Source organism: Pseudomonas sp. JAI120 (assembly GCF_014207255.1).
In the GTDB taxonomy this organism is placed as follows: Bacteria; Pseudomonadota; Gammaproteobacteria; order Pseudomonadales; family Pseudomonadaceae; genus Aquipseudomonas.
In genome coordinates, this window is sequence record NZ_JACHCZ010000005.1 from 14,400 (window position 1) to 38,506 (window position 24,107).

The 24,107-nt window shown below is 62.3% G+C and carries 20 protein-coding genes; 11 read left to right on the top strand and 9 right to left on the bottom strand.

Translation table 11 applies throughout. From position 1 onward, the window contains the following. The first annotated feature begins 90 nt into the window (after nt 1–90). The 3 genes from HDC32_RS23860 to HDC32_RS23870 all read left to right on the top strand — a co-directional run bounded on the left by HDC32_RS23860 (nt 91) and on the right by HDC32_RS23870 (nt 2,414). A complete protein-coding gene (locus HDC32_RS23860; protein WP_184745744.1) occupies nt 91–645 on the top strand; it encodes a UPF0149 family protein in 555 nt (184 codons plus the stop codon). 90 nt (nt 646–735) lie between these two features. After that, entirely contained in the window at nt 736–1,992 is a 1,257-nt protein-coding gene (aroA, locus tag HDC32_RS23865) for a 3-phosphoshikimate 1-carboxyvinyltransferase (protein ID WP_184745746.1), read from the top strand. 32 nt (nt 1,993–2,024) lie between these two features. Next, the gene (locus tag HDC32_RS23870; protein WP_167655514.1) at nt 2,025–2,414 is read left to right on the top strand and encodes a hypothetical protein; all 390 of its coding nucleotides are present in this window, start codon (nt 2,025–2,027) and stop codon (nt 2,412–2,414) included. Nucleotide 2,415: 1 nt separating this feature from the next. Here HDC32_RS23870 and HDC32_RS23875 read toward each other — a convergent pair whose 3' ends face one another. After that, nucleotides 2,416–3,015, bottom strand: coding sequence for an NAD(P)H-dependent oxidoreductase (locus HDC32_RS23875; protein WP_184745748.1), 600 nt, complete (start codon nt 3,013–3,015; stop codon nt 2,416–2,418). A gap of 72 nt (nt 3,016–3,087) precedes the next feature. On the opposite strand from HDC32_RS23875, the gene HDC32_RS23880 reads away from it, so the two are divergent. Then, nucleotides 3,088–3,681: a TetR/AcrR family transcriptional regulator gene (locus HDC32_RS23880; RefSeq protein ID WP_145337332.1), complete on the top strand. Its 594-nt coding sequence runs from the start codon at nt 3,088–3,090 to the stop codon at nt 3,679–3,681. A gap of 144 nt (nt 3,682–3,825) precedes the next feature. On the opposite strand, the gene HDC32_RS23885 is transcribed toward HDC32_RS23880, so the two are convergent. Continuing rightward, nucleotides 3,826–4,491, bottom strand: coding sequence for a GNAT family N-acetyltransferase (locus HDC32_RS23885; protein WP_184745750.1), 666 nt, complete (start codon nt 4,489–4,491; stop codon nt 3,826–3,828). A gap of 56 nt (nt 4,492–4,547) precedes the next feature. Continuing rightward, nucleotides 4,548–5,432: a LysR family transcriptional regulator gene (locus HDC32_RS23890; RefSeq protein ID WP_184745752.1), complete on the bottom strand. Its 885-nt coding sequence runs from the start codon at nt 5,430–5,432 to the stop codon at nt 4,548–4,550. Nucleotides 5,433–5,545: 113 nt separating this feature from the next. On the opposite strand from HDC32_RS23890, the gene HDC32_RS23895 reads away from it, so the two are divergent. From HDC32_RS23895 to HDC32_RS23905, 3 genes are all read left to right on the top strand, one after another. Then, nucleotides 5,546–6,754, top strand: a complete 1,209-nt coding sequence (locus HDC32_RS23895; protein WP_131696544.1) for an MFS transporter — start codon at nt 5,546–5,548, stop codon at nt 6,752–6,754. A gap of 81 nt (nt 6,755–6,835) precedes the next feature. Continuing rightward, complete coding sequence (locus tag HDC32_RS23900) at nt 6,836–7,687, top strand: CAP domain-containing protein (protein ID WP_131696545.1); 852 nt, start codon at nt 6,836–6,838, stop codon at nt 7,685–7,687. A gap of 171 nt (nt 7,688–7,858) precedes the next feature. Then, on the top strand, nt 7,859–10,045 hold the full coding sequence (locus tag HDC32_RS23905) for an ATP-binding protein (RefSeq protein WP_184745754.1): 2,187 nt from the start codon (nt 7,859–7,861) through the stop codon (nt 10,043–10,045). A gap of 8 nt (nt 10,046–10,053) precedes the next feature. On the opposite strand, the gene HDC32_RS23910 is transcribed toward HDC32_RS23905, so the two are convergent. From HDC32_RS23910 to HDC32_RS23925, 4 genes are all read right to left on the bottom strand, one after another. Beyond that, entirely contained in the window at nt 10,054–11,220 is a 1,167-nt protein-coding gene (locus tag HDC32_RS23910) for a diguanylate cyclase (RefSeq protein ID WP_145337328.1), read from the bottom strand. A gap of 51 nt (nt 11,221–11,271) precedes the next feature. Continuing rightward, complete coding sequence (gene glgB / locus HDC32_RS23915) at nt 11,272–13,509, bottom strand: 1,4-alpha-glucan branching protein GlgB (RefSeq protein ID WP_184745756.1); 2,238 nt, start codon at nt 13,507–13,509, stop codon at nt 11,272–11,274. Beyond that, on the bottom strand, nt 13,506–16,853 hold the full coding sequence (treS, locus tag HDC32_RS23920) for a maltose alpha-D-glucosyltransferase (protein WP_184745758.1): 3,348 nt from the start codon (nt 16,851–16,853) through the stop codon (nt 13,506–13,508). The genes glgB and treS overlap by 4 nt, the downstream gene beginning before the upstream one ends. 95 nt (nt 16,854–16,948) lie before the next feature. After that, nucleotides 16,949–18,937, bottom strand: a complete 1,989-nt coding sequence (locus HDC32_RS23925) for an alpha-1,4-glucan--maltose-1-phosphate maltosyltransferase (RefSeq protein ID WP_167655507.1) — start codon at nt 18,935–18,937, stop codon at nt 16,949–16,951. 205 nt (nt 18,938–19,142) lie between these two features. Between HDC32_RS23925 and HDC32_RS23930 the strand changes: the two genes are divergently transcribed. Next, nucleotides 19,143–19,319: a hypothetical protein gene (locus HDC32_RS23930; protein ID WP_167655506.1), complete on the top strand. Its 177-nt coding sequence runs from the start codon at nt 19,143–19,145 to the stop codon at nt 19,317–19,319. On the opposite strand, the gene HDC32_RS23935 is transcribed toward HDC32_RS23930, so the two are convergent. After that, nucleotides 19,297–19,788: an MgtC/SapB family protein gene (locus HDC32_RS23935; protein WP_131696551.1), complete on the bottom strand. Its 492-nt coding sequence runs from the start codon at nt 19,786–19,788 to the stop codon at nt 19,297–19,299. The two genes, HDC32_RS23930 and HDC32_RS23935, sit on opposite strands and share 23 nt — an antisense overlap. Nucleotides 19,789–19,908: 120 nt before the next feature. On the opposite strand from HDC32_RS23935, the gene HDC32_RS23940 reads away from it, so the two are divergent. From HDC32_RS23940 to mapR, 3 genes are all read left to right on the top strand, one after another. Beyond that, complete coding sequence (locus tag HDC32_RS23940; protein WP_092488595.1) at nt 19,909–20,148, top strand: DUF3203 family protein; 240 nt, start codon at nt 19,909–19,911, stop codon at nt 20,146–20,148. 184 nt (nt 20,149–20,332) lie between these two features. Continuing rightward, nucleotides 20,333–21,742: a cytochrome c oxidase accessory protein CcoG gene (ccoG, locus tag HDC32_RS23945; RefSeq protein WP_131696553.1), complete on the top strand. Its 1,410-nt coding sequence runs from the start codon at nt 20,333–20,335 to the stop codon at nt 21,740–21,742. 100 nt (nt 21,743–21,842) lie between these two features. Next, complete coding sequence (mapR, locus tag HDC32_RS23950) at nt 21,843–23,252, top strand: GntR family transcriptional regulator MpaR (protein WP_027606390.1); 1,410 nt, start codon at nt 21,843–21,845, stop codon at nt 23,250–23,252. A 70-nt stretch (nt 23,253–23,322) separates the two neighbouring features. Here mapR and HDC32_RS23955 read toward each other — a convergent pair whose 3' ends face one another. After that, nucleotides 23,323–24,069: an SDR family oxidoreductase gene (locus HDC32_RS23955; protein WP_184745760.1), complete on the bottom strand. Its 747-nt coding sequence runs from the start codon at nt 24,067–24,069 to the stop codon at nt 23,323–23,325. Nucleotides 24,070–24,107: the final 38 nt, after the last annotated feature.

The window sequence follows — 24,107 nt, forward strand, 5'->3', positions numbered from 1 at the left end:
AAAAGACGCTGGATAAAAGCCCCGGCACACGCCATCCTTCGCGCTTTGAGCCGCCCCATCAGCGGCGTTCGACGTTTAAAGGATATGCCCATGCACGCCCAACCCCTCGCCCCCGCCGATTTCGATTTCATCGAAGAAACCCTGTTGAAGTACGGCGACGACCATTCGGTGCTGAACCTGGCCGAGCTCGACGGCTACTTCACCGCATTGGTGTCCAGCCCCGCGCAGGTGGATATTGCAGAGTGGTTCCCGGCGATCTGGGGTGGGCAGAACCCGGAATGGGAAAGCGCCGAAGAGGCCAAGCAGTTCCTGGACCTGTGCGTGCGTCATATCAACCTGCTCGCCGGGCAACTGGCGACTGACGCCGGGGGCTTCAAGGCGCGCTTCGATGAAACCGAACATCAGGGCCAGGACGTGACCCTCGCCGAAGAATGGTGCTTTGGCTATATCCGTGGCGCGGCGATCGGCAACTGGCCGGAACTGCCGGCCGAGCAGGCCGCACAGCTGGAGAAAATCTCCTGGTGCGCCGAGCAGGACAACTTCGAGTTGCCCGCCGACCTGGATGTGAAGCTGCATCAGCAACGGGTCAGCGCTATCGAACCGGCGGCACGGGCACTGCACGATTACTGGTTGAGCAAGCGCTAGACCTCGACAAGCACCGCACCTTTGGCCGATTATTCGGGTCCGCCCGTCGGCCACTCCGTACCACCTTGCCTTGATCAGGAGCCTTGTACCTTGAGTTCGCAGAAAACCGTGACCGTTACACCGCCCAACTTCCCCCTGAATGGCAAGGTCGCGCCCCCCGGCTCCAAATCCATTACCAACCGCGCCCTGCTGCTGGCCGCCCTGGCCAAGGGCACCAGCCGCCTGAGCGGCGCCTTGAAGAGCGATGACACCCGGCATATGTCGGTGGCCCTGCGCCAGATGGGCGTGACCATCGACGAGCCGGACGACACCACCTTCGTGGTCACGGGCACCGGCAAGCTGCAATTGCCGGCGCAGCCGTTGTTCCTCGGCAATGCCGGCACCGCGATGCGCTTCCTGACAGCCGCCGTGGCTACCGTGCAAGGTACCGTGGTATTGGACGGCGACGACTATATGCAAAAACGCCCGATCGGCCCGCTGCTGGCCACCCTCGGCCAGAACGGTATCCAGGTCGACAGTCCGACCGGTTGCCCACCGGTGACGGTGCACGGCGTGGGCAAGGTCCAGGCCAAGCGCTTTGAGATCGACGGTGGCTTGTCCAGCCAGTATGTCTCGGCCCTGTTGATGCTGGCCGCGTGCGGCGAAGCGCCGATTGAAGTGGCCCTGACCGGCAAGGACATCGGCGCCCGTGGCTACGTGGACCTGACCCTGGACTGCATGCGTGCCTTCGGCGCCCAGGTCGATGTGGTCGACGACACCACCTGGCGCGTGGCTCCCACCGGCTACACCGCCCATGATTACCTGATCGAACCCGACGCTTCCGCCGCCACCTACTTGTGGGCTGCCGAAGTGTTGACCGGTGGCCGCATCGACATCGGCGTCGCCGCGCAGGCCTTCACCCAACCGGACGCCAAGGCGCAGGCCGTGATCGCCCAGTTCCCGAACATGCAGGCCACCGTGGTGGGTTCGCAGATGCAGGACGCGATCCCGACCCTCGCCGTGCTGGCCGCGTTCAACAACACCCCGGTGCGTTTTACCGAACTGGCCAACCTGCGGGTCAAGGAATGTGATCGCGTACAGGCACTGCATGACGGTCTCAATGAGATCCGTCCGGGCCTCGCCAGCATTGAAGGCGATGATCTGCTGGTCGCGGCCGACCCTGCGCTGGCCGGCACGTCGTGCAACGCCCTGATCGATACCCACGCCGACCACCGCATCGCCATGTGCTTTGCACTGGCGGGCTTGAAAGTCGCGGGGATCCGCATTCAGGACCCCGACTGCGTGGCCAAGACCTATCCTGGGTACTGGAAGGCCTTGGGCAGCCTCGGGGTCGCGTTGAGCTACTGACTCACCGGCGTCGGAATGGGGAGGTAAGGATCATGATAATTCGCCAACCCTGCCCACCCGGCGCCTGCGTCTGCGAGCGTGAACAACTGCTGGATGCCCCCGGGGCCGACCTGCGTATCCTCAGCCTGACGCGTCAGGAAGAGAAACGCCTGATCGAGCGCCTGGAAAACCTGCAAAGCCTGCAAGACCTGGAGCGCATGCAACAGCGGATGCATGAGCTATTGGGCATTCGCGTGCATGTCGCACCGGGGCACACCGAGGTCAAAAGCATGCGCGGCATCCAGATCGTCATCGACGAACTGCCGGGCATGTGCCGCAAGACCCGGCAAGCGATCCCGGCGGCGATTCGTCGGGGCCTGGAAAAAAACCCGGAAATTGCCTATCGCCTGCTGGACGCCCACGACCTGTTTCGCGAAGGTTGAATCAACCGGCGACCGTCTCGGCCTCGAACAGTCTCTGGCCTACCGCCCTGGCCGTCTTCAGATGCGCCGGGGCTGCGCCGCCTTCAGAGTCCAGCAACAACTCGGACGTGACCACCTTCGCCCCGCAGTAATCGAAGATGCCGTAGTCGATCTGCGTGCGCATCGCCTTGGCATAGCCATGACGGTCAAATGCACTGTCATCCGCACCGCCGAGGGCCAGCACGTGCACCTGCAAGTGCCGCAGTTTTTTCACCACGGGCGTGTCCGGGCCGTAATCGATCGCCCAGCCGTTGACGAACACGCGGTCGACCCAGCCCTTGAGCAGGCCTGGCAGCGACCACCAGTAGATCGGGAACGCCAGCACCAGGGCATCGGCGCGATCCAGCCGCGCCTGTTCGGCCAGCACGTCGGCTGGGGGCGCGGCGTGGGCGCGGTGTACCCGATGGTCGGCGGCGGTGTAGCGCGGGTCGAAGCCCTCGGCGGCGAGGTCGGCGATTTCGAAAGTGTGGCCCGCAGCCGTAAGGCCGGCAGCCACCTGCGTGGCCACGGCGTGGGTGAGAGATTGTGGGTCGTGATGGGCAACGACGATGAGTGCGTGCATGACTTTGACTCCCTTTGAGATTAAGCTACGTTTAGTAAGTTACGCCCATTAAGTTACTTTTGGTATATAAGCATGTCAAGCAGTGAGTCCCCTGCCCCGCGTCGGCGCTTGTCCCGTGAAGACCGACTGCGTCAATTACTCGATGCGGCCTGGCAACTGGTACGTGATGAGGGCACCGAAGCCCTGACCCTCGGCCGCCTGGCGGAACTGGCCGGTGTCACCAAGCCGGTGGTCTATGACCATTTCGTCACCCGTGCCGGGTTGCTCGCCGCGCTGTATGAAGACTTCGACGGACGTCAGAACCAGGTGTTTGCCGAGGCCCTCGACGCCAGCAGCGCGACGCTGGAAGAGCGCGCAGGCGTGATCGCCTCGTGCTATGTCGATTGCGTGTTATTGCAGGGCCGGGAAATTCCGGGCGTGATAGCGGCACTGAGCAGCTCGCCGGAACTGGAAACGCTCAAGCGCAAGTACGAGGCGATCTTCCTCGACAAATGCCGCGACGCATTGGCGCCCTTTGGCCAGGTATCACAGGCAGGATTAAGGGCGATGCTGGGTGCAGCGGAAGCGTTGTCCTACGCCGCAGCCAGTGACGAGATCAGCCGTGAAGAGGCGCAAGAGGAACTATTGGCAACCATCCTGGCAATGGTCAACCGCGCACGGCGCTGAAGACTGAAGACTGAAGAAGCTTCTGTGGCGAGCGGGCTTGCCCCGCGTTGGAGTGCGCAGCGCTCCCGTTTTTTTTGGGGCCGCTACGCAGCCCAACGCGGGGCAAGCCCGCTCACCACAAAAAACCCACCTACCAGGCCCAGGCTAACGCCCTGCCACGAACAGCTGCACCTTGCGCGCCAGTTGATCGAGGTGCCGGTCCCGCTGTTTCTCGGCATCCACCATCGCCCGCTTGCCGTGCTTTTGCAGCAGGTAGGTGTGGATCTGGCGTACCTCCAGCGAGCTGTAGATCGCCGCCACGTCCAACACCCCCATCAAGCCGTCGGTACCGTAGTCCCGCGTATTCATCAGCACTTGGGTGCCCCGCGCACCCCGCACTTGAAAGCCCATGGCCTCGAAGGCCGGTACCTTCTCCACGGCACACGCCAACTCGGCATGGGGATAGCGCGCCAGCACGTCCGCCATCATCCCGCGCGCCACGCCCTGGAGCCTGAAGCCGGCCTGCACCGCCATAAAAGCGATGCCACAGGCTTCGGGATCATCTTTCACCGGCAGATACAGGCAAAAGCCAATCACCTGTTCCTCAACCATCGCCACGATCAGCTCAACGGCAATCCCCTTCGACCCGCCCACCGCCTCCAGGTACAGGTGCACCTCAAAACCGACGGCGTATTGGTAGATGTTGTAGAGCAAGTTGCTCGGCGGCAGCGCGACGCTGCTGATGTCGGTGAGGTTATCCACCACCATCTGCAGGATCTGGGCATTGATGGGCTCGGGGCACGGTGTGGTGTAGCGGGTAAGGCTGAACATGCAGATTCCTGGGGTTTCGCGTCAAGGCAGTGGCGATTGTACCTGTTGCAGGCCGTTCAGTGCCCGCACACCTCACGCACACACCCGCGCAACCAGCGGTGGGCCAGGTCGGCATCCAGCCGCGGATGCCAGAGCATCGCCACGGTGAACGGTGCCAACGTCAACGGCAACGCAAAACTGTGCAGGCCTTCGCGCTGATGGGTGGCGTAGCGTTCGGGCACGCTGGCAATCAGGTCGGTGTCGCGGGCCAAGGCGATGGCCGTGGCGAATCCGGCGACGATAGTGCTGATCTGCCGGGTGAGGCCCAACGCTTGCAAGGCATCGTCGACCTGGCCGCGCGCCTGTCCACGGCGGGACACGTAGACGTGCCGACCTTCGGCGAATCGCTGGGCACTGACCTCGCCCTGGTTGAGCGGATGGCCGCTGCGCACCACACCCACCAGGCGGTCACGGAACAGCGCCTGGGTCAGCACTTCGGGGCTGGCGGTGGGATCAACCACGCCGGTTTCCAGGTCGACGCTGCCTTCGCGCAGCAACGTGCTGTCCTTGTCGGTCTTGCTGACGAAACGCAGGCGTACACCGGGAGCCTCCCGTGCGATGCGCGCCAGCAACGCGGGACCGAAGTTTTCGACGAACTCTTCGCTGGTGCGCAAGGTGAAGGTGCGCTCCACCTGGGCCAGGTCCAGGGATTGTGCCGGGCGCAGCACCGCGTGGGCGTCCTGCACCAGGCGGCTGACCTGCTCACGCAACGCCAGCGCCCGCGGCGTCGGCACCAGCCCGCGCCCCGCGCGCACCAACAGCGGGTCGCCGGTGGTTTCGCGCAGGCGCGCCAGCGCACGGCTCATGGCCGAGGGGCTCAACTGCAAGCGTTTGGCCGCTCGGGCGACACTGCCTTCGGCCAGCAAGACATCCAGGGTGATCAGCAAATTGAGATCGGGCATCGGCGCTCCTCATCAGGCGTTTGACGCACGTATTAACTGCAAACCCTGCGTCTTCCGCCATGTTAGGCGACGTCGTAGATTTGTGACAGTTGCGTCCACTCAAGGAGTCTCCCATGCACACCTCTTCACGCGGCGGCCTTGCCAGCCTGTCGCTGTCCATGTTGCTCGCCTCCCTTGGCACCAGCATTGCGAATGTCGGCCTGCCCAGCCTGGTCCAGGCGTTCGATGCGTCGTTTCACGCAGTGCAGTGGGTGGTGCTCGCTTACCTGATGGCGATCACGGCGGTGATTGTCATGGCGGGCCGACTGGGGGATCGCCTGGGCCGTCGCCGGCTGCTGCTCGGCGGGCTGCTGTTGTTTGCGCTGGGCAGTGGGTTGTGTGCGGGCGCGCCCTCGCTGGGCTGGCTGATTGCTGCACGCCTCCTGCAGGGCTTGGGTGCGGCGAGCATGATGGCGATGGCGCTGGGGATGGTCGGCGATACGGTGCCCAAGGAGCGCACCGGCCGGGTGATGGGTCTGCTGGGCACGATGTCAGCCGTCGGTACCGCCATGGGCCCCGCCGCTGGCGGGTTATTGCTCAGTGTGTGGGGCTGGCGCGCGCTGTTTCTGGTGGGCATGCCCTTGGGGGTACTCACGGCCTGCCTCGCGTGGCGCTATTTGCCGGTTGATCGTCGCCCAGTGGGATTACCTTCCAGCTTCTGGTTGCCCTTGAAGGACGCGCCATTGCGCACGGGGCTGGCGATGAGTGCCTTGGTGGCGGCGGTGATCATGGCGACCTTTGTGGTCGGCCCGTTCTACCTGTCCCAGGGGCTGGGGCTTGACCCGCAATGGATGGGCCTGGCCATGGCCGTCGGGCCTTGTGTGGCGGCGCTCAGCGGTGTACCGGCGGGTCGCCTCACCGACCGCCAGGGCTGGCGACCGATGACGTTCGCCGGGTTGGGCATCCTGTTTTGCGGTGCCTTGCTGTTGTCGGTGGCCTCGGGGTTGATCGCCTACCTGGCGGGGCTGGTGATTCTGACGACGGGCTATAGCCTGTTCCAGGCCGCCAACAACACGGCGGTGATGTGCGACGTAGACAGTGCGCGCCGAGGCACGGTCGCAGGCTTGCTCAACCTGTCACGCAATATCGGGCTGATCTTCGGTACCTCGGCCCTGGGGGCGGTGTTTGCCTGGGCAACCCCGGATGTCACCCACGCCACCGCGCAATCCGTGGCGGGCGGCCTGCATGCAACGTTCGCCGTCGCCGTGGGCCTGATCCTGCTGGCTATCGCGATGGCAACGGGCCGCATCCGCGCCTGGAATGCCCCGCAGAATACCCGTTGAGGCAAAAAAACAAAAAAGGCGTTGCGCCAGACGGGGTTACATCGCGCATCATGGGCACTTTCAAGCTCAAGGGTAACGTCCATGCGCGTTCTGTCATTGATGATGGGCCTCACGACGCTGGCCGCCAGTACGGTGTTCTGCGCCAGCGCGATGGCGAATGAAGAAAGTCAGTTGGTGCAACAGATCAACGAGTACCGCAGCCAGGTGCAGCGCTGCGGCGACCAGGGTTCCCAGGAACTGCCACCGTTGGCCAGCGATACACGGCTGGTGCTGCCGGCCAATAACGTCGGCGACCTGCAGCAGGCGCTGGCCCGCGCGGCCTACCCGATGGTCAACGTGCAGGCCATCAGTCTGTCCGGCCCCAAGGACGCCCAGGCGGCCATGAAAGCCGTGCGCGAGAGTTTCTGCCGCGTGGTGCTGGACCCGCAGTTCGTCGACATCGGTGTAAGCAACAACGGCCAGGACTGGCGCATCGTGCTTGCTCGCCCGTTGCTGTCCAGCGGCCTGGGCGATTGGCAAACCGAGGGCCGCAAACTGCTCGACCTGATCAATGCTGCCCGTACCCAACCGCGCCAGTGCGGTACCCAGGCGTTTACCGCAACCACGCCATTGTCGTGGAACGAGGAGCTGGCCGGAGCCGCCAACAGCCACACGCGCAACATGGCCAACGGCAATTTCTTCGACCATCTGGACCACGACGGCCGCACGCCTGGCGACCGCGCCGAACTGGCCGGGTATATCGCGAAGAACATCGGCGAAAATATCGCCGCCGGCCTGGACACCCCGCGCAAGGTGGTCGACGGCTGGCTCGCGAGCCCAGGCCATTGTGCGAACCTGATGAACCCGCAGTTTCGCGAATTGGGCGCGGCTTATGCCATGGACCCGAAGAGTGATGCGGGCATTTACTGGACCGGTTTATTCGGCACGCAATAGGGATTGGGCCACCGGCCAATGGCGCTGAATTCTACCGCTTCAAACGAATGAAGCATCAAATTGCCATCTAGCCGATAATTACGCTGAACTGGCAGCGTTCAACCGGGTCTGTAGCTCTGCGCCACACACTGGAATACGCGCTGAGACTCTGGAAAACAAGGTGTTCCCTCAATGATGAATTGGCTGCAAAGCAGCAGCGACATGGCTGAACGGGTGCGCCAGCATCACTGGGCCGATACACCTCTCGGTCCGTTGGAGCAGTGGCCGGACGTTTTGAAGACCACGGTCGCGCTGTGTTTCGCCTCAAGCTTTCCCCAAGCCATTGTCTGGGGGCCGCAGTTGATCACGATCTACAACGACGCGTTCATTCCGATCCTGGGCAATAAGCCCTATGCCCTCGGACGCCCCTTCAGCGACATATGGAGCGAAGTGTGGCCCCAGGTCAGCCCCATCGCCGACGCGGCTTTCCAAGGGCACGCCACCTATATCGAAAACTTCCCCCTGGTGATTGAACGCGGCCAGGCACGGGAACAGGCGTACTTCACCTTCTGCTACAGCCCGATTCGCGACCCCCAAGGCAAGGTGGTCGGTATGCTCGACACCGTCACCGAGACTACCGCGACGGTGTTCCTGGCACGCCGCCTGGCGGTGCTGGACACCATCGGCAACGCGGTGGTCAACGCCGCCGATGCCGAAGCCGTCATGACCGGCACCACCCGGTTGCTGGCCGAGCACCTGCAGGTGAGCAATTGCGCCTACGCCGACATGGACGCCGATGAAGACGGCTTTACCATCCGCGACAATTGGACCGCACCCGGTTCTCCCAGCATCATCGGCCGCTACAGCCTGGCGGCGTTCGGAGCGATGGCCGTCAAATGCCTGCGGGCCGGCGAGCCCCTGGTAATTCATGACAATGTGCGTGAGCTGCCGCCAGAAGAATCCGCCACCTTCCAGGCCCTGGGGGTGACGGCGACGATCTGCATGCCACTGATCAAGAACGGTCGCCTGACCGCCCTGATGGCCGTACATGACAAAAATCCACGCACCTGGTCACCCTACGACCTGGCCCTGTTGCGGGAAGTCACCGAGCGCTCCTGGGCGCATATCGAACGCGTGCGTGCCGATGCCGATGTGCGCAAGGGGCTGGCGGCCTATGCCGAACTGAACACCACCCTGGAACAGCGCGTTGAAGAACGCACCCTGGCGCTGGCCAAGGCCGAAGCCGCGCTGCGCCAGTCGCAGAAACTCGAAGCCATCGGCCAACTGACCGGCGGCGTGGCCCATGACTTCAACAACCTGCTGACGATCATTCGCTCATCGGTGGACTTCTTGCGTCAGCCAGACCTGTCGGAACAACGTCGCCAGCGCTATATGGGCGCGGTGGCGGATACCGTAGAGCGTGCCAGCAAGTTGACCAGCCAATTGCTCGCCTTTGCCCGTCGCCAACCGCTGAACCCGGAAGTCTTCGACGTGGGCCAGCGGGTACAGAACATCGGCGAGATGCTGGAGAGCGTGACAGGCGCGCGCATTCATGTGCGCGTCGAGATGCCTTCGCAGCCGTGTTTTGCGCGCATCGATGCCAGCCAGTTTGAAACCGCGCTGATCAACATCGCCCTCAATGCACGGGACGCAATGGATGGACAGGGCACTCTGATCCTGAGGGTCATCGGGGAACAGCCGTTGCCCCGCATTCGCGGCGACGCCGGGTCGGGTAAGGCGTATGTCGCCATCTCGCTCGCCGATACCGGCCCCGGCATTCCCGAAGAGACCGTCGAACGCATTTTCGAGCCGTTCTTCACGACCAAGGCAGTGGGTAAAGGCACCGGCCTGGGCCTGTCGCAAGTCTTCGGCTTCGCCAAGCAGTCGGGGGGCAATATCGATGTGACCAGCAAGCCTGGCCAAGGCAGCGTATTCACCTTGTATCTGCCCCAGGTCGAAGCCGAAGCAGCGCTGCCACCCCCCTGCGAGGAAACGCTGGCTTCGTCCCACGACACATCAAAATGCAGGGTGCTGATTGTGGAGGACAACCTGGAGGTCGGGCGGTTTGCCAGCCAGATTCTTCAAGACCTGGGCTACCAGGCCACCTGGGTAACCGATGCCGAACAGGCGCTGACCCTTGCGGGGCACGATGGGAGGGCCTTCGATGTGATCTTCTCCGACGTGGTCATGCCCGGTATCACCGGCGTTGCCATGGCCAAGCTGCTGCGCCAGCGCCGGGCGGACCTGCCCGTGGTACTGACCTCGGGCTACAGCGAAGAGCTGGCAGACAGCGGCTATGACGGTTTCGAGTTCCTGCCCAAGCCTTACTCTGCCGAGCAGGTTTCGCGGGTATTGATCAAGGCCATGCACAAGGATTGAGCCTCGCCCTACTCCGCCACGGCCACCTGGTTGCGGCCCAGCGCCTTGGCCCGGTAAAGCGCCTTGTCCGCGGTATTCATCAGGGTGTGCAGGTCCTCATCCACGGCATGGGTGAACGCCACTCCAAGGCTGGCTGAAAGTCCTTTGACCGGCTCGGCGGCCAAACCAGCTATAGCCTTGATCAGATCCTCGGCAATATTCCGAGCGGTTTCCAACGACGTATTGGGCAACAACACGGCAAACTCTTCGCCGCCCAAGCGCCCATACACATCGGCCTTACGGAACGACGCACTGATCACCCCGCCAATCTGGCGCAATACCTGATCGCCGGCCTGATGGCCGTAGGTGTCATTGATTTGCTTGAAGTGGTCCATGTCCATCATCAGCACGCACAGCGGCTGCTGGTTGTGACGGCATTGCGTGTACAGCAATTGGGCATGTTCGAAAAACGCCCGGCGGTTCATCAGGCCGGTCAGCTCATCGGTCTGTGCGACACGGGTCGAGATATTGTGGGCGAGTTCCATTTGCCGGGTCAGGCGAAAGGCCTTTTCCAGAGCACCGGACAACTTGCGCGTGGCGCTGGCCACATACGTGGAAAACACCAGGACCGCGATGGCAATGCCCACTTGCATCGATGACGGCTGGAACAGCAGCCACAGCGTGCACGGCAGCAACACCAGGCCCATGGAAACCAGGGTCATGTAGCGATAGGCCGAATAACACGACACGGCACTGACCGACATCCCCACGGTGAACAGCATCACGAGCGCCTGGGACAGCCGATCATCGGTGGGCATCAGCGCGAACGCCCCAGCCCCCCAAATGCTCGCGGACAGCACCAGCGTGATCCAGTAACGGCGCTCCCAGCGGTCCGGCGTGCGTTCGCTGTGGGGGCAGCGGAACCAGTCCAGGAACATCTTGACCCGCAGCAGCGACGAGGCGCCCAGCAGCACCAGCCATACCAGCATAAACGTGTGATCGAAGCGCTCCCAGCACAGCCAGCAGAGCATGGCGGCTGCCATGTAGCTGCCGAAAATGGCTGCAAATGACTGGCGAAACAACTGGTGCAAACGGTCGGTTCGCACCTGTGCCTCTATAAAACAATCCTGGTCCTGCCCATGCCCAAGGCCATTCATGAAATTCGCCTGATTCGACTGCCATGACAAAGGCGCCATTGTGGCACCCTGCCACTAGCGTGGACAACTGAATCCAGCAAGGTAGAGCCTTTAACTTGCTTCAGGCCGCAAAATCAGCACCCCCAACGGCGGCAGATTCAACGACAGCGACACCGGTTGCCCATGGCGTGGCTCATCCTCGGTGAACACGCCACCGCCATTGCCATAATTGGAACCCGCGTAGGTATCGGCGTCACTGTTGATCACCTCGCTCCAACGCCCGCCGAACGGTACCCCCACCTTGTAGGCCTCACGGGGCACCGGGGTGAAATTGGCCACCACCAGCACCGGCTTGCCGTCCTTGCTCCAGCGCAGCCAGGCGTAGACGCTGTTGATCGCGTCGTCGCCGATCAGCCACTGGAAACCCTGGGGCGCATCGTCCTGCTCGTGCAGGGCCGGTTCTTCGCGATACAGGCGGTTCAAGTCACCCACCAGCTTTTGCACGCCTTTGTGCTCGGCGTACTGCAGCAAGTACCAGTCCAGTTGCTGGTCGTGGTTCCACTCGCGCCACTGACCGAATTCGCAGCCCATGAACAGCAGTTTCTTACCCGGATGCATCCACATGAACGCCAGGTAGGCGCGCAGGTTGGCGAACTTCTGCCAGCGGTCGCCGGGCATCTTGTCGATCAGCGAGTGCTTGCCGTGCACCACTTCATCGTGGGAAATCGGCAGGATGAACCGCTCGGACCACGCATACACCAGGCCGAAGCTCAGCTCGTTATGGTGGTGGGCGCGGTACACCGGATCCTGCTGGATGTAATGCAGCGAATCGTGCATCCAGCCCATGTTCCATTTGTAGTTGAAGCCCAGGCCGCCCTGTTGGGTGGGTTGGCTGACGCCGGGCCAGGCGGTGGACTCTTCGGCGATCACCAGCGCGCCGGGGGCTTCCATCGCCACCACGTCGTTCAAGTGGCGCAGGAAGTCGATGGCTTCCAGGTTCTCGCGCCCGCCATGGCGGTTCGGCACCCACTCGCCGGCCTTGCGCGAATAGTCGCGGTACAGCATCGACGCCACGGCATCTACGCGCAGACCGTCAATGTGGAAGTGTTTGAGCCAATGCAGCGCCGAGGCCAGCATGAAACCGTGGACTTCAGTACGGCCCAGGTTGTAGATCAGCGTGTCCCAATCCTGATGGAAGCCTTCCAGCGGGTTGGCATATTCGTACAGCGCGGTGCCGTCGAATTGCGCCAGGCCGTGGGTATCGGTAGGAAAATGCGCCGGCACCCAGTCGAGGATCACGCCGATATCGGCCTGGTGAAGTGCGTTGATGAAGTAGGCGAAATCTTCCGGCGAGCCAAAGCGCGCGGTCGGGGCGAACTGTGACAGCGCCTGGTAACCCCACGAACCGCCGAACGGGTGTTCCATGATCGGCATCAGTTCAACGTGGGTGAAGCCCAGTTGCTGCACATAGGGCACCAGTCGCTCCGCCAGCTCGCGCCAGTTGTATTGGCGCGCCACTTCGCCCGCCTCGTCCAGCTCGCACTGCCAGGAGCCCACATGCAACTCGTAGATCGACAGCGGCGCCGTGGCCTTCTGCCGCTCGACTCGCGATTGCATCCACTCGTGGTCCTGCCAGTCCACCTGCAATGGCGCGGCGACTTTCGAGGCGGTGTCGGGCGGCAACTGGGTCGCGAGCGCCATCGGGTCGGCCTTGAGCGGCAGAATGCCGTTGGCGCCGAGAATTTCATACTTGTAGGCGGCGCCAGGTTGCAGGCGTGGAATGAAGATTTCCCACACGCCCGACGGATGCCGCAGGCGCATCGGATGGCGGCGGCCGTCCCAGATATTGAAGTCACCCACCACCGAGACCCGCCGCGCATTCGGCGCCCACACGGCAAAGCGCACGCCGTCGACGCCATCGACACTGGTCACCTGGGCACCCAGGCAGCTGCTGAGGTCACGGTGATTGCCTTCGGCAAACAGGTACAGGTCCATCTCACCCAGCAACAATTGCTGGAAGCTGTAAGGGTCTTCGGTGATCTGCTCACCGCCAGCCCACTGGATTTTCAGCACGTACGCCTGGCGAGTGTTGAACTGCCCGACGAACAGACCCGGCACCTGGGTCGCATCCAGACTGCCGATCTGTTCGCCGCCATCGCGGCTCAGCACCTGGACGCTCAAGGCTTCCGGCAGGAACGCGCGGATAAATTGCCCGCCCTGCTCGTCATCGTGTGGCCCGAGAATGGAAAACGGGTCGTGGTGCTCGGCGCGCACCAGCGCTTCGACGTCCTTGGACGCCGGCATGGCTGTCAACTTCGGTTGCAGCGGTTCTTTATTCGTAAAGCTCATGACGTCTCCCCACCGCGTGCAGTGTTCGATTTAGATGTAAGCCCGCTCAACAACCCGTGCAAGCCCTGTAGAGGCACCGGCAACCAGGTCGGGCGGTTTTCCGCTTCGTAAGCCACTTCATACGCGGCCTTCTCCAGGCTGAACAACGTCAGCGCGGCGTCCTGGCCCTTGGCATCCTGCCAGTCATGCGCCAGTGTAGACGCAGCGGCCTGATAAGCCTGGATAAATGCCTGGCGGGCCTCTTTCAGGTAGCGATCCGTTACGCGTCTGCGCGCCAGGTCCGCTTCGGGCGAGTGGTCCACCCCTTGTACGTTCAAGGCCATGGCCGCCGCGTAATCAAAGGAGCGCAGCACACCACTCACATCTTTATACGGGCTGTGCTTGCCGCGCCGTTCATGCAGCGGCCGCGCCGGTTCGCCTTCAAAGTCGATCAGGTAGGCATCACCTTTGACCACCAGCACCTGGCCCAGGTGCAAGTCACCATGGACACGAATGCGCAACCCGCCCAACGTGGCTTTCGCCAGGGCCTGGACATGCGCGCCGATGGCTTTTTTCTGGCCCAGCAATTCACTGACCAATGCCTGATCGGCAGGGTTCAATTGGCTTTGATGAAGCTTGAGCAATTGCAGGGCACGGTCGATCTGTGCCCCAACGTCCTTGGCCCAGGCCTGGGTGTCCTTGGCCGTGGTGAGCTCGGGTTTGAAGTCTTTGTTGGTGGTTTTGGCCCCCAGCACCCCGTGCATTTCACCCAGGCGCTGGCCGAGCAACCCGGCGAAGTCCGCCAGCTCGCCCAGGGCGTTGTAATGCTGTTCCTGTTCGGAGATGGCCTCGGCCAGCTCATCGCGAATGGCACGCTCCAAGTTGTTCTGGGTCCACGCCCAGGCGTCGCCCTGGTTGCTCAGGTAGCCCTGGGCAATCATCAGCAGGTTGTCCTGGCCTGCGGCATCATGGCGAATCACCGAGCCCATCAGCGGCGAGATATTCGGGTAACCCGCCTCCGTCAGGTAGGCGCTCATTTCCAGCTCCGGGTGCACCCCGGCGCTGACTTTGCGGATCAGCTTGAGCACCAGGCTCTCGCCCACCACCACCGAGCTGTTGGACTGCTCGGCAGACAAGTAGCGCACGGGCGACTCATCCGTCAGTTGCAGCTTGGCCAGGTGCGCCGTCGCTTCAAAACCCAGGTCGCCGTCCTGGCTGTTCAATACGGTACCGGCCTGCAAGCCCTGGATAACCGCGCGAATAAAGTGCTCGAGGCTGAAGGCATCGGTCACCAACCCCACCTGACGCACGCGTCGCACGCGGGCCATGGCCAATTGCTGCGGCAAGGCACTGGTGAACTGGTCCTCGCCAAGGAAACCGAACGGCAACTGATAACGGCTCACCTGGCCACCGGCGGTGACCTCAAGTTCGCTGAGCAATACCGGGTGCTGCGGGTCGCCAAAGCGCACGCCGTAAGCGATGCGCACACTGTCGATGGCCGTGTCCTTGCCGGCAAACCAACGCCGCTTGGGCAGCCAGGCCGGGAGCGAAGTCTGCTCCAGGGTGCTGCGACATGGCTCATCGAGCAGCTCTTCCATGCGTTTCTTCAGGACCAGGGTGGTGAAGTCCGGCATGCTTTGCGCCGGTTCCACGTGCCAGCTGGGCATTTGGTTTTCCGCCGCCAGCACGAACCAATAGAAGCCATACGGCGCCAGGGTCAGCAGGAAATTCAGCTGGCCGATGGGCGGGAACGCATTGCCGCCGAGCATTTCGACCGGGACCATGCCGGCAAAGGCCGACAGGTCCAGCTCGGCGGCCTGGGCGCTGCGCGAGACGTTGGCCACGCACAGGATGATCTCGGTACGCCCGTCTTCACCGGTGAATTCGCGGGTATACGCCAGGATGCGACGGTTGCTCGGCGAGAGCATCTTCAGGCTGCCACGCCCAAACGCCTTGGACTGTTTGCGCACCGCCAGCATGCGGCGGGTCCAGTTCAGCAGCGAGTGCGGGTCCTGGGCCTGGGTTTCGACGTTGACCGACAGGTAGCCATATTGCGGGTCCATGATCGGTGGCAGCACCAGGCTGGCCGGGTCGGCGCGGGAGAAACCGCCGTTGCGGTCGATGGACCACTGCATCGGCGTGCGCACCCCATCGCGGTCGCCGAGGTAGATGTTGTCGCCCATGCCGATTTCGTCGCCGTAATACAGGGTCGGCGTGCCGGGCATCGACAGCAGCAGGCTGTTGAGCAACTCGACCCGGCGGCGGTCACGCTCCATCAAGGGCGCCAGGCGCCGGCGAATACCCAGGTTGATGCGTGCACGGCGGTCAGCGGCGTAGTAGTTCCACAGGTAGTCACGCTCTTTGTCGGTGACCATTTCCAGGGTCAATTCATCGTGGTTGCGCAGGAAGATCGCCCATTGGCAATTGGCGGGGATTTCCGGGGTCTGGCGCAGGATATCGGTGATGGGGAAGCGATCCTCCTGGGCCAGCGCCATGTACATGCGCGGCATCAGCGGGAAGTGGAACGCCATGTGGCATTCGTCACCGTCATCGCCCTTGCGGTCACCGAAATACAGCTGCGTGTCTTCCGGCCATTGGTTGGCCTCGGCGAGCAGCATGCGGTCGGGGTAATGGGCGTCGATCTCGGCGCGGATCTGTTTGAGGACGTCGTGGGTCTCCGGCAGGTTTTCGTTGTTGGTGCCATCGCGCTCGATCAGGTACGGGATGGCGTCCAGGCGCAGGCCGTCGATGCCCATGTCCAGCCAATAGCGCATCACCGACAGCACGGCTTTCATTACCTGCGGGTTGTCGAAGTTGAGGTCCGGCTGGTGGGAATAGAAGCGGTGCCAGAAGTACTGGCCGGCGACCGGGTCCCAGGTCCAGTTGGACTTTTCGGTGTCGAGGAAAATGATGCGGGTACCGTCGTATTTCTGGTCGTCATCGGACCACACGTAGAAGTCCCGCGCCGCCGAGCCCGGCTTGGCCTTGCGCGCGCGCTGAAACCAGGGGTGCTGGTCGGAGGTGTGGTTGATCACCAACTCAGTGATGACCCGCAGCCCGCGCTTGTGGGCTTCGGCGATAAAGCGCCGGGCATCGGCCATGGTCCCGTAGTCGCTGTGCACGCCACGGTATTCGGCGATGTCGTAGCCGTCATCGCGGCGTGGCGAAGGGTAGAACGGCAACAGCCAGATGGTGTTCACGCCCAGGTCGGCGATGTAGTCAAGCTTGGCGATCAGGCCGGGAAAGTCACCGATACCGTCGTTGTTGGAGTCGAAATAGGATTTGACATGAACCTGGTAGATCACCGCGTCCTTGTACCAGAGCGGGTCTTTGATAAAGGTGGCAGCCTTGGGTTTCTTCGCCATTGGAGGCTCCTGAAATACTCGAAAAAGCTTGCAGACTGAACCGGGTCAATGTGGGAGGGGGCAAGCCCCCTCCCACATGTTGATCTTCACCAGGCTCAGGAGGTGCTGATGCGCCAGATCCCGAACGGCATCTGCGGCTCCAGCCGCGTCCACTGGGTCTTGCCATACCAAGTCCAGCGATGACCGTTCATCAGGTCTTCGCCCTGGGTTTGCGCATCGTCCGGCAGGCCCAGTTCCCACAATGGCAACTCGAAGTTGGCTTCCTGGGCATTGAACGGGTCGAGATTGACCGCCACCAGGATGAAGTTGCTGCCATCCTCGCTGCGCTTGCCGAAGTAGAGGATGTTGTCGTTCCAGGCGTTATAGAGTTTCAGGCCCAGGTGTGTCTGCAACGCCGGGTTCTGGCGGCGGATGCGGTTGAGCTGGGCGATTTCGGCGATGATGTTGCCGGGCGCGGTGAAGTCCCGAGGGCGGATCTCGTATTTCTCCGAGTCCAGGTATTCTTCCTTGCCGGGCACAGGTGCCGCTTCGCACAGTTCAAAGCCCGAATACATGCCCCACAGGCCTGAGCCCATGGTGGCCAGCGCCGCGCGGATCAAGAAACCCGGGCGGCCGGATTGGTGCAGGAAGCCTGGGTTGATATCCGGTGTATTGACGAAAAAATTCGGCCGGTAGCATTCGCGCCACGGCGACTCGTTCAATTGCGTCAGGTACTCACCCAACTCGGCCTTGCTGTTGCGCCAGGTGAAATAGGTATAGCTCTGGGAGTAACCGACCTTGCCCAGGCGCGCCATCATCGCCGGGGTGGTGAATGCTTCGGCGAGGAAGATCACCTCGGGATGCTTTGCCCGTACATCGGCGATCAGCCACTGCCAAAAGGGCAGTGGCTTGGTGTGGGGGTTGTCGACGCGAAAGGTCTTCACGCCCTCTTCCACCCAGCCGACCACGATGTCGCGCAGTTCAGTCCACAGGCCCGGGATCGCATCCGCCGCATAGAAGTCGACGTTGACGATGTCCTGATACTTCTTCGGTGGGTTCTCGGCGTATTTGATCGTGCCGTCCGGGCGCCAGTTGAACCAGCCCGGGTGCTCTTTGAGCCACGGGTGGTCCTGGGAGCACTGGATGGCAAAATCCAGGGCGATCTCCAGGCCATGCTCGGCGGCGGCCTTGACCAGGCGACGGAAGTCCTCGCGGCTGCCCAACTGCGGATGAATGGCTTCGTGGCCGCCCTCCTCGCTGCCGATGGCATACGGGCTGCCCGGATCATCGGGGCCTGCGGTCAGGGAATTGTTCTTGCCCTTGCGGTGGCTGCGGCCGATCGGGTGGATCGGCGGGAAGTACAGCACGTCGAAACCCATGTCATGAATCATCGGCAACCGCGCGTGCACGTCATTAAACGTACCGTGACGTGCAGGATCGTCGGTGATCGAGCGGGGAAACAGCTCGTACCAACTGGCAAACTGCGCCGCCTCGCGCTCCACATCAATCGGGTAGACGGTACTGATGCTCAAGTAGGCGCGGTGGTCGGCCTGGGTCATCAAGTGTGCACTGTCTTCGTGCAAAAACAGCGCGACCTGCTCGGTTTCCAGCAGGCCTGAGAGTTCGTGATGCAACAGCATCAGGCGGTCGCGCAGTTCGTTGTCGCTGCGTTCGGCGGCCTGCAGCACCAGGCTGCGGCCTTCCTGCAATTCCAGGCTGACCGGCACGCTGGCTTCATGCTTTTTACGCAGTTCGTAGCAGAAGCTGGCGAAGGTATCGATCCAGGCCTCGATGCAGTATTCGTGAGGGCCTTGGACGGTGACGGTAAACCCACCTTCCCAGCCATTGTTGCCCACGTCGTTCATGACCACGCTGTGCCAGCTTTCTTCATGCAGGGGGCGCCAGCGGATCAATACGGCCAGCTTGTCGTGGCCGTCGGCGAATACCTTGCTGGTGACGTTGACCCGCTGGCCCACTACCGCCTTGACGGCAAATTCGCCGCCGTCGATCACGGGTGAGGTGCTTTCGATCGCGATCCTGGGCAGCAACAGCGCCTGGGACAGCGGCAATATGGAGTCTTCTGTAGCCAGTGTTTCAGCAGTCATCGAGCATCTTCCCCTTACGCCCTGTGGACGCTCTTTGCTTGATCCAAATTCTGATACGGCAGCGCTCTCCCTGAGCAGGGCCGCTATAGGTCCGAGCTTGGGCCGAGGTTAAAAGTTCAGCTGGATGTGACTCCATCGGGCGGGGGAATCAATTGGCCCCTGCGAATGTCCACCGCTAGAGCAAAGCACAAAGGAGGCCACACCGATGAATATCCCGATCCCCGCGGAAACCCCAGACCCGAATATCGACAACCCGACCCTGCCGCCTACCGAGCCGCAACCGATTCCCGAGAAAGAACCGCCGGAAAATGAGCCGCCGCCGGTGGAGGAACCGCCGACAACCATGCCGCCGGTGATCGTCAGTCCTTTTCAAACTGCTTGACGATTTTTGGCATCACACTGAACACCGCCAACGCCAGCAAGGTACTCAGCACCGCTGTCGATTCCCGACCCAATCCGGCCGAGACCCCAATCGCAGCGGTCATCCACAAACCGGCGGCCGTAGTCAGGCCCTTCACATGCCCCTCGTCATCATCCTTGCCCTTGATGATGGTGCCGGCGCCCAGGAAACCAATCCCGGCAATCACGCCCTGCACCACGCGGCTCATGGCATCTGCCTGATTGCCGGACATCTGCGGCACCAGCACAAATAATGCGGCGCCCATTGCGACCAGCATATGGGTGCGCACACCGGCAGCCTTGCCCTTGTGCTCGCGCTCAAACCCGAGGATGCCCCCCAACAGCGCCGCGATCAGCAGGCGAACGGTAATTTGAGTGAGCTGTTTTGCGTCGCCCAGGTCGGCGAATTCGGCCTGCAGGGTTTGCCACACTTCATGCCACCAAGCGTCCATGAACACTGTCCTTTGTCTTTATTGATAAAGAATGGACAGCCGCGACCGCCAGTCAGTTGCCTTGAACCCACGCACATTGCCGACCCCTAACCTTCATAGCCCAAGAAAAAGGAGATCGGCATGCCCCTACGTATCGAAAACCAACTGTGCTACTTCATGCTTGATGACAACGGCCAGGAACAGAGTGTGCCGGCGACAAGGGTCAATATCGTTACCGACACCGACAAATCCATGTCTTACGTGGAACTGGCAGCTGAGCGGATCTATATCACCGAAGCCGAGGCCGACGCCCTGACGGTGGCAGGTGCCCACGATGGCCGCCAACATGTAAAGGCTGAAGAACCTGGTTCGCTGATTTAATTGATCTGTATCAGTACTGCTTCGACAGGGCTGCACCCCTTCAGCCACGGGGTGCAGCACATTGACGCAGGCGCCTGCACAAAACCCATCTGATCCGCTTTTTATCGACACACCTGAGTCTGTTATGCAAACAGACCGGCGCCCATAGTTCATCGGCCTGATGGAGGCTGATGAGCGAACGACCATGAGCGAACGAATCCCAACCGTGGAAACCTTTGAGCCGATGCACCCAAAGAAGGTGAAGGCCAAATCCAGCGACAACCTGATCCATACCCGCAGTTTCACCGGCCTGTTCCGCACCTTGCGCGTGGGCGGCGCGGGCTTTCTGTTCCTGGCGTTCTTCGGCACCGTGTGGCTGAACTGGGGTGGAAGGCAAGCCGTGCTGTGGGACTTGGCCGAAAGCAAATTTCATATTTTTGGCGCCACCTTCTGGCCCCAGGACTTCATCCTGTTATCGGCTTTGCTGATCATCTGCGCCTTCGGCCTGTTTGCGATCACGGTGTTCGCCGGTCGCGTGTGGTGTGGCTACACCTGCCCGCAAAGCTCGTTTACCTGGCTGTTCATGTGGTGCGAAAAGGTCACCGAGGGCGAGCGCAACCAGCGCATCAAGCTGCAAGCGGCGCCCTGGAACCTGAACAAGCTCGCGCGGCGCTCGGCCAAACACACGTTGTGGCTGAGCATCAGCGTGCTCACCGGGCTGACCTTTGTCGGCTACTTCACGCCGATCCGCCCACTGACCGCCGAACTGCTGACCTGGCAAATGGGTGGCGTGAGTCTGTTCTGGGTGCTGTTTTTCACCGGTGCTACCTACATCAACGCCGGTTGGCTGCGCGAAGCGGTGTGCATGCACATGTGTCCGTATGCGCGATTCCAGAGCGTGATGTTCGATAAAGACACGCTGACTATTTCCTATGACAGCGCCCGTGGCGAGCATCGCGGCCCGCGTAAACGCGAGGTCACGCCGGCCGATGTCGGCCTCGGCGACTGCATTGATTGCCAGCTGTGCGTGCAGGTCTGCCCCACCGGCATCGACATTCGCGACGGCCTGCAAATGGAATGTATCGGCTGTGCGGCGTGCATCGACGCCTGTGATTCGATCATGGACAAGATGGGCTATGCCCGTGGTCTGGTGAGCTACACCAGCGAGCATCAATTGCAAGGCGGCAAGACCCATCTGCTCAGGCCACGCCTGATCGGCTACAGTGCCGTGTTGCTGGTGATGATTGCCGCGCTGGTGGTGGCACTGGTGGAGCGGCCGATGGTCTCGCTGGACGTGACCAAGGACCGTGGCATGTTCCGCGAGAACGCCCAGGGTCAGATCGAAAACATCTACAGCCTCAAGGTCATTAACAAGACCCAGCAGCGCCAGGAATACCGCCTGGAACTGGTGGATGCCGAAGACTTCCAGTTGCAGGGCAAGACCGAGATCAGCCTGGCGCCTGGTGAAATCAGTGACGTTCCGGTCTCGGTGGCGTTGCTGGCCGACAAGCCGGCGAGCAGTTCGCAGACGTTGCGGTTCAAGGTGACAGACGTGGATGCACCGAGCATTTACAGCCTTGCCGATAGCCGATTCGTGGCGCCGCTCAACCGCTGAGACCTCGGTATCGAAAAATGATGAAGGTCACATGTGGGAGAGGCAAGCCCCCTCCCACAGTGGGATCTCCACTCATACAAAACATCTGTTTAAGGCCAAAATGAAACGCTACGAAAAATTCGCCGACGACATCGCAGAACTGATCCGCTCCGGCGTGCTCGGCCCCGGCCAGCGTGTGCCCTCGGTGCGCTATGCCAGCCAGACCTATGGCGTCAGCCCGTCCACGGTGTTCCAGGCCTACTACCTGTTGGAGCGGCGCGGGTTGATCCGTGCACGGCCGCGCTCCGGCTATTTCGTCAACACCCATGCCCCCAGCCCGTTCTCCGAGCCGGTGGTGAGCGAGCAGGTGCATGAGTCCACCGAAGTCGATGTCAGCGAGTTGGTGTTCTCAGTACTCGACTCAATCAAAGACCCCAATACCGTGCCCTTCGGCTCGGCCTTCCCCAGCCCCATGTTGTTCCCGTTGCCACGCCTGGCCCGTTCCCTGGCCAGTGCCAGCCGCGAAATGGACCCGCGCCTGGTGGTCACCGACATGTCGCCGGGCAACCCGCAACTGCGTAGGCAGATTGCCCTGCGTTATATGGTCGGCGGCCTGATGCTGCCCATGGAAGAACTGCTGATTACCAACGGCGCCCTGGAAGCGTTGAACCTGTGCCTGCAAGCGGTCACCGAACCGGGCGACCTGGTGGCTATCGAGGCCCCGGCGTTCTACGCCTGCCTGCAAGTGCTGGAACGCCTGAAGCTCAAGGCGGTGGAAATCCCCGTACACCCGCGCGACGGCATTGACCTGGGTGCCCTGGCGCAAACCCTGGAGCGCTACCCGATCAAGGCCTGCTGGACCATGACCAGTTTCCAGAACCCCATGGGCGCGACACTGCCGGAAGCGAAAAAACAGGCGCTGGTGGAACTGCTGCGTAGCCACCAGGTGCCGCTGATCGAGGACGATGTGTACGCCGAGTTGTACTACGGGCAGCAGGCCCCCAAACCGGCCAAAGCCTTCGACACTGAAGGCCTGGTGATGCACTGCGGTTCCTTCGCCAAGAGCCTCGCGCCGGGCTATCGCGTCGGCTGGGTGGCCGCTGGGCGCTATGCGCAGAAAGTCGAGCGCTTGAAGTTGATGACCTCGCTGTGCCCCTCGATGCCGGCACAAGCGGCGATTGCCGACTACCTGCAGCACGGCGGTTATGACCGGCATCTACGCAAGCTGCGTTATGCCCTGGAAGAACAGCAAAGCGCCATGCTGGCCGCCATCGCCCGCTACTTCCCGGCCCAGACGCGGGTGAGCCAACCGGCCGGCGGGTATTTCCTGTGGCTGGAATTGCCGGAGCAGACCGATTCGTTGAAGTTGTTCCAGATGGCGCTGGCGCAAGGCATCAGCATTGCACCCGGGCCGATTTTCTCGGCGACGCAACGCTTCAGAAACTGTATTCGCCTGAACTACGGCAGCCCATGGACCGAGGCCTCGGAGAAGGCGATGGAGACGTTGGGGCGGATTGTGCGGTCGTTTTAAGTTGTGGCGTTGCGCTTTCTGACGCTATCGGGGGCTTGCCCCCGATGGCGCCGGTGCAGGCACTGCGTCACTAGCGACCGCCACCCAAATCCAAAAAAGTCCCCGTGGCATACGACGCCTTGTCCGACAGCAACCAGATAATCGCTTCCGCCACTTCATCCGGCCGACCGCCACGCGCCATGGGAATCCCGGACTCCAGCTTGCTGACCCGGTCCGGGTCGCCGCTCAGGGCGTGGAAGTCGGTGAAGATGTAGCCGGGGCGCACCGCGTTGACGCGAATGCCCTCGCCGGCCACTTCTTTGGACAGGCCCAGGGTGAAGGTGTCGAGCGCACCCTTGGATGCGGCGTAGTCGACGTATTCACCCGGCGAACCCAGGCGCGCGGCCACCGAAGACACGTTGACGATACTGCCGCCCTGCCCGCCATGCTTGGGCGACATGCGCAGCACTGCGTGCTTGGCACACAGGATCGGGCCGAGCACATTGGTCTTGAGGATATTCAGGATGCGGAACTCGGACATCTCGTCCACCCGCGACTTGTGCCCCACGGTGCCGGCGTTGTTCACCAATGCCGTGACGCGGCCCAGCTCGGCGTCGACACGGTGGAACAATGCAATCACTTCATCTTCGATGCTGACATCCGCGCGCACCGCAATGGCCTGGGCACCCAGGCCGCGCACCTGTTCCAGGACGCTATGGGCGGCTTTTTCGTCGGAGTGGTAGTTGATGCAGATGCGATAGCCCTCGCGCGCCGCCAGCAAGGCCGTTTCGGCGCCAATGCCGCGACTGCCCCCAGTGATGATGACAACTTTGTCCATGCGTGCGGTCTCCTGATCGAAGCGGGTGTACGGGGTGG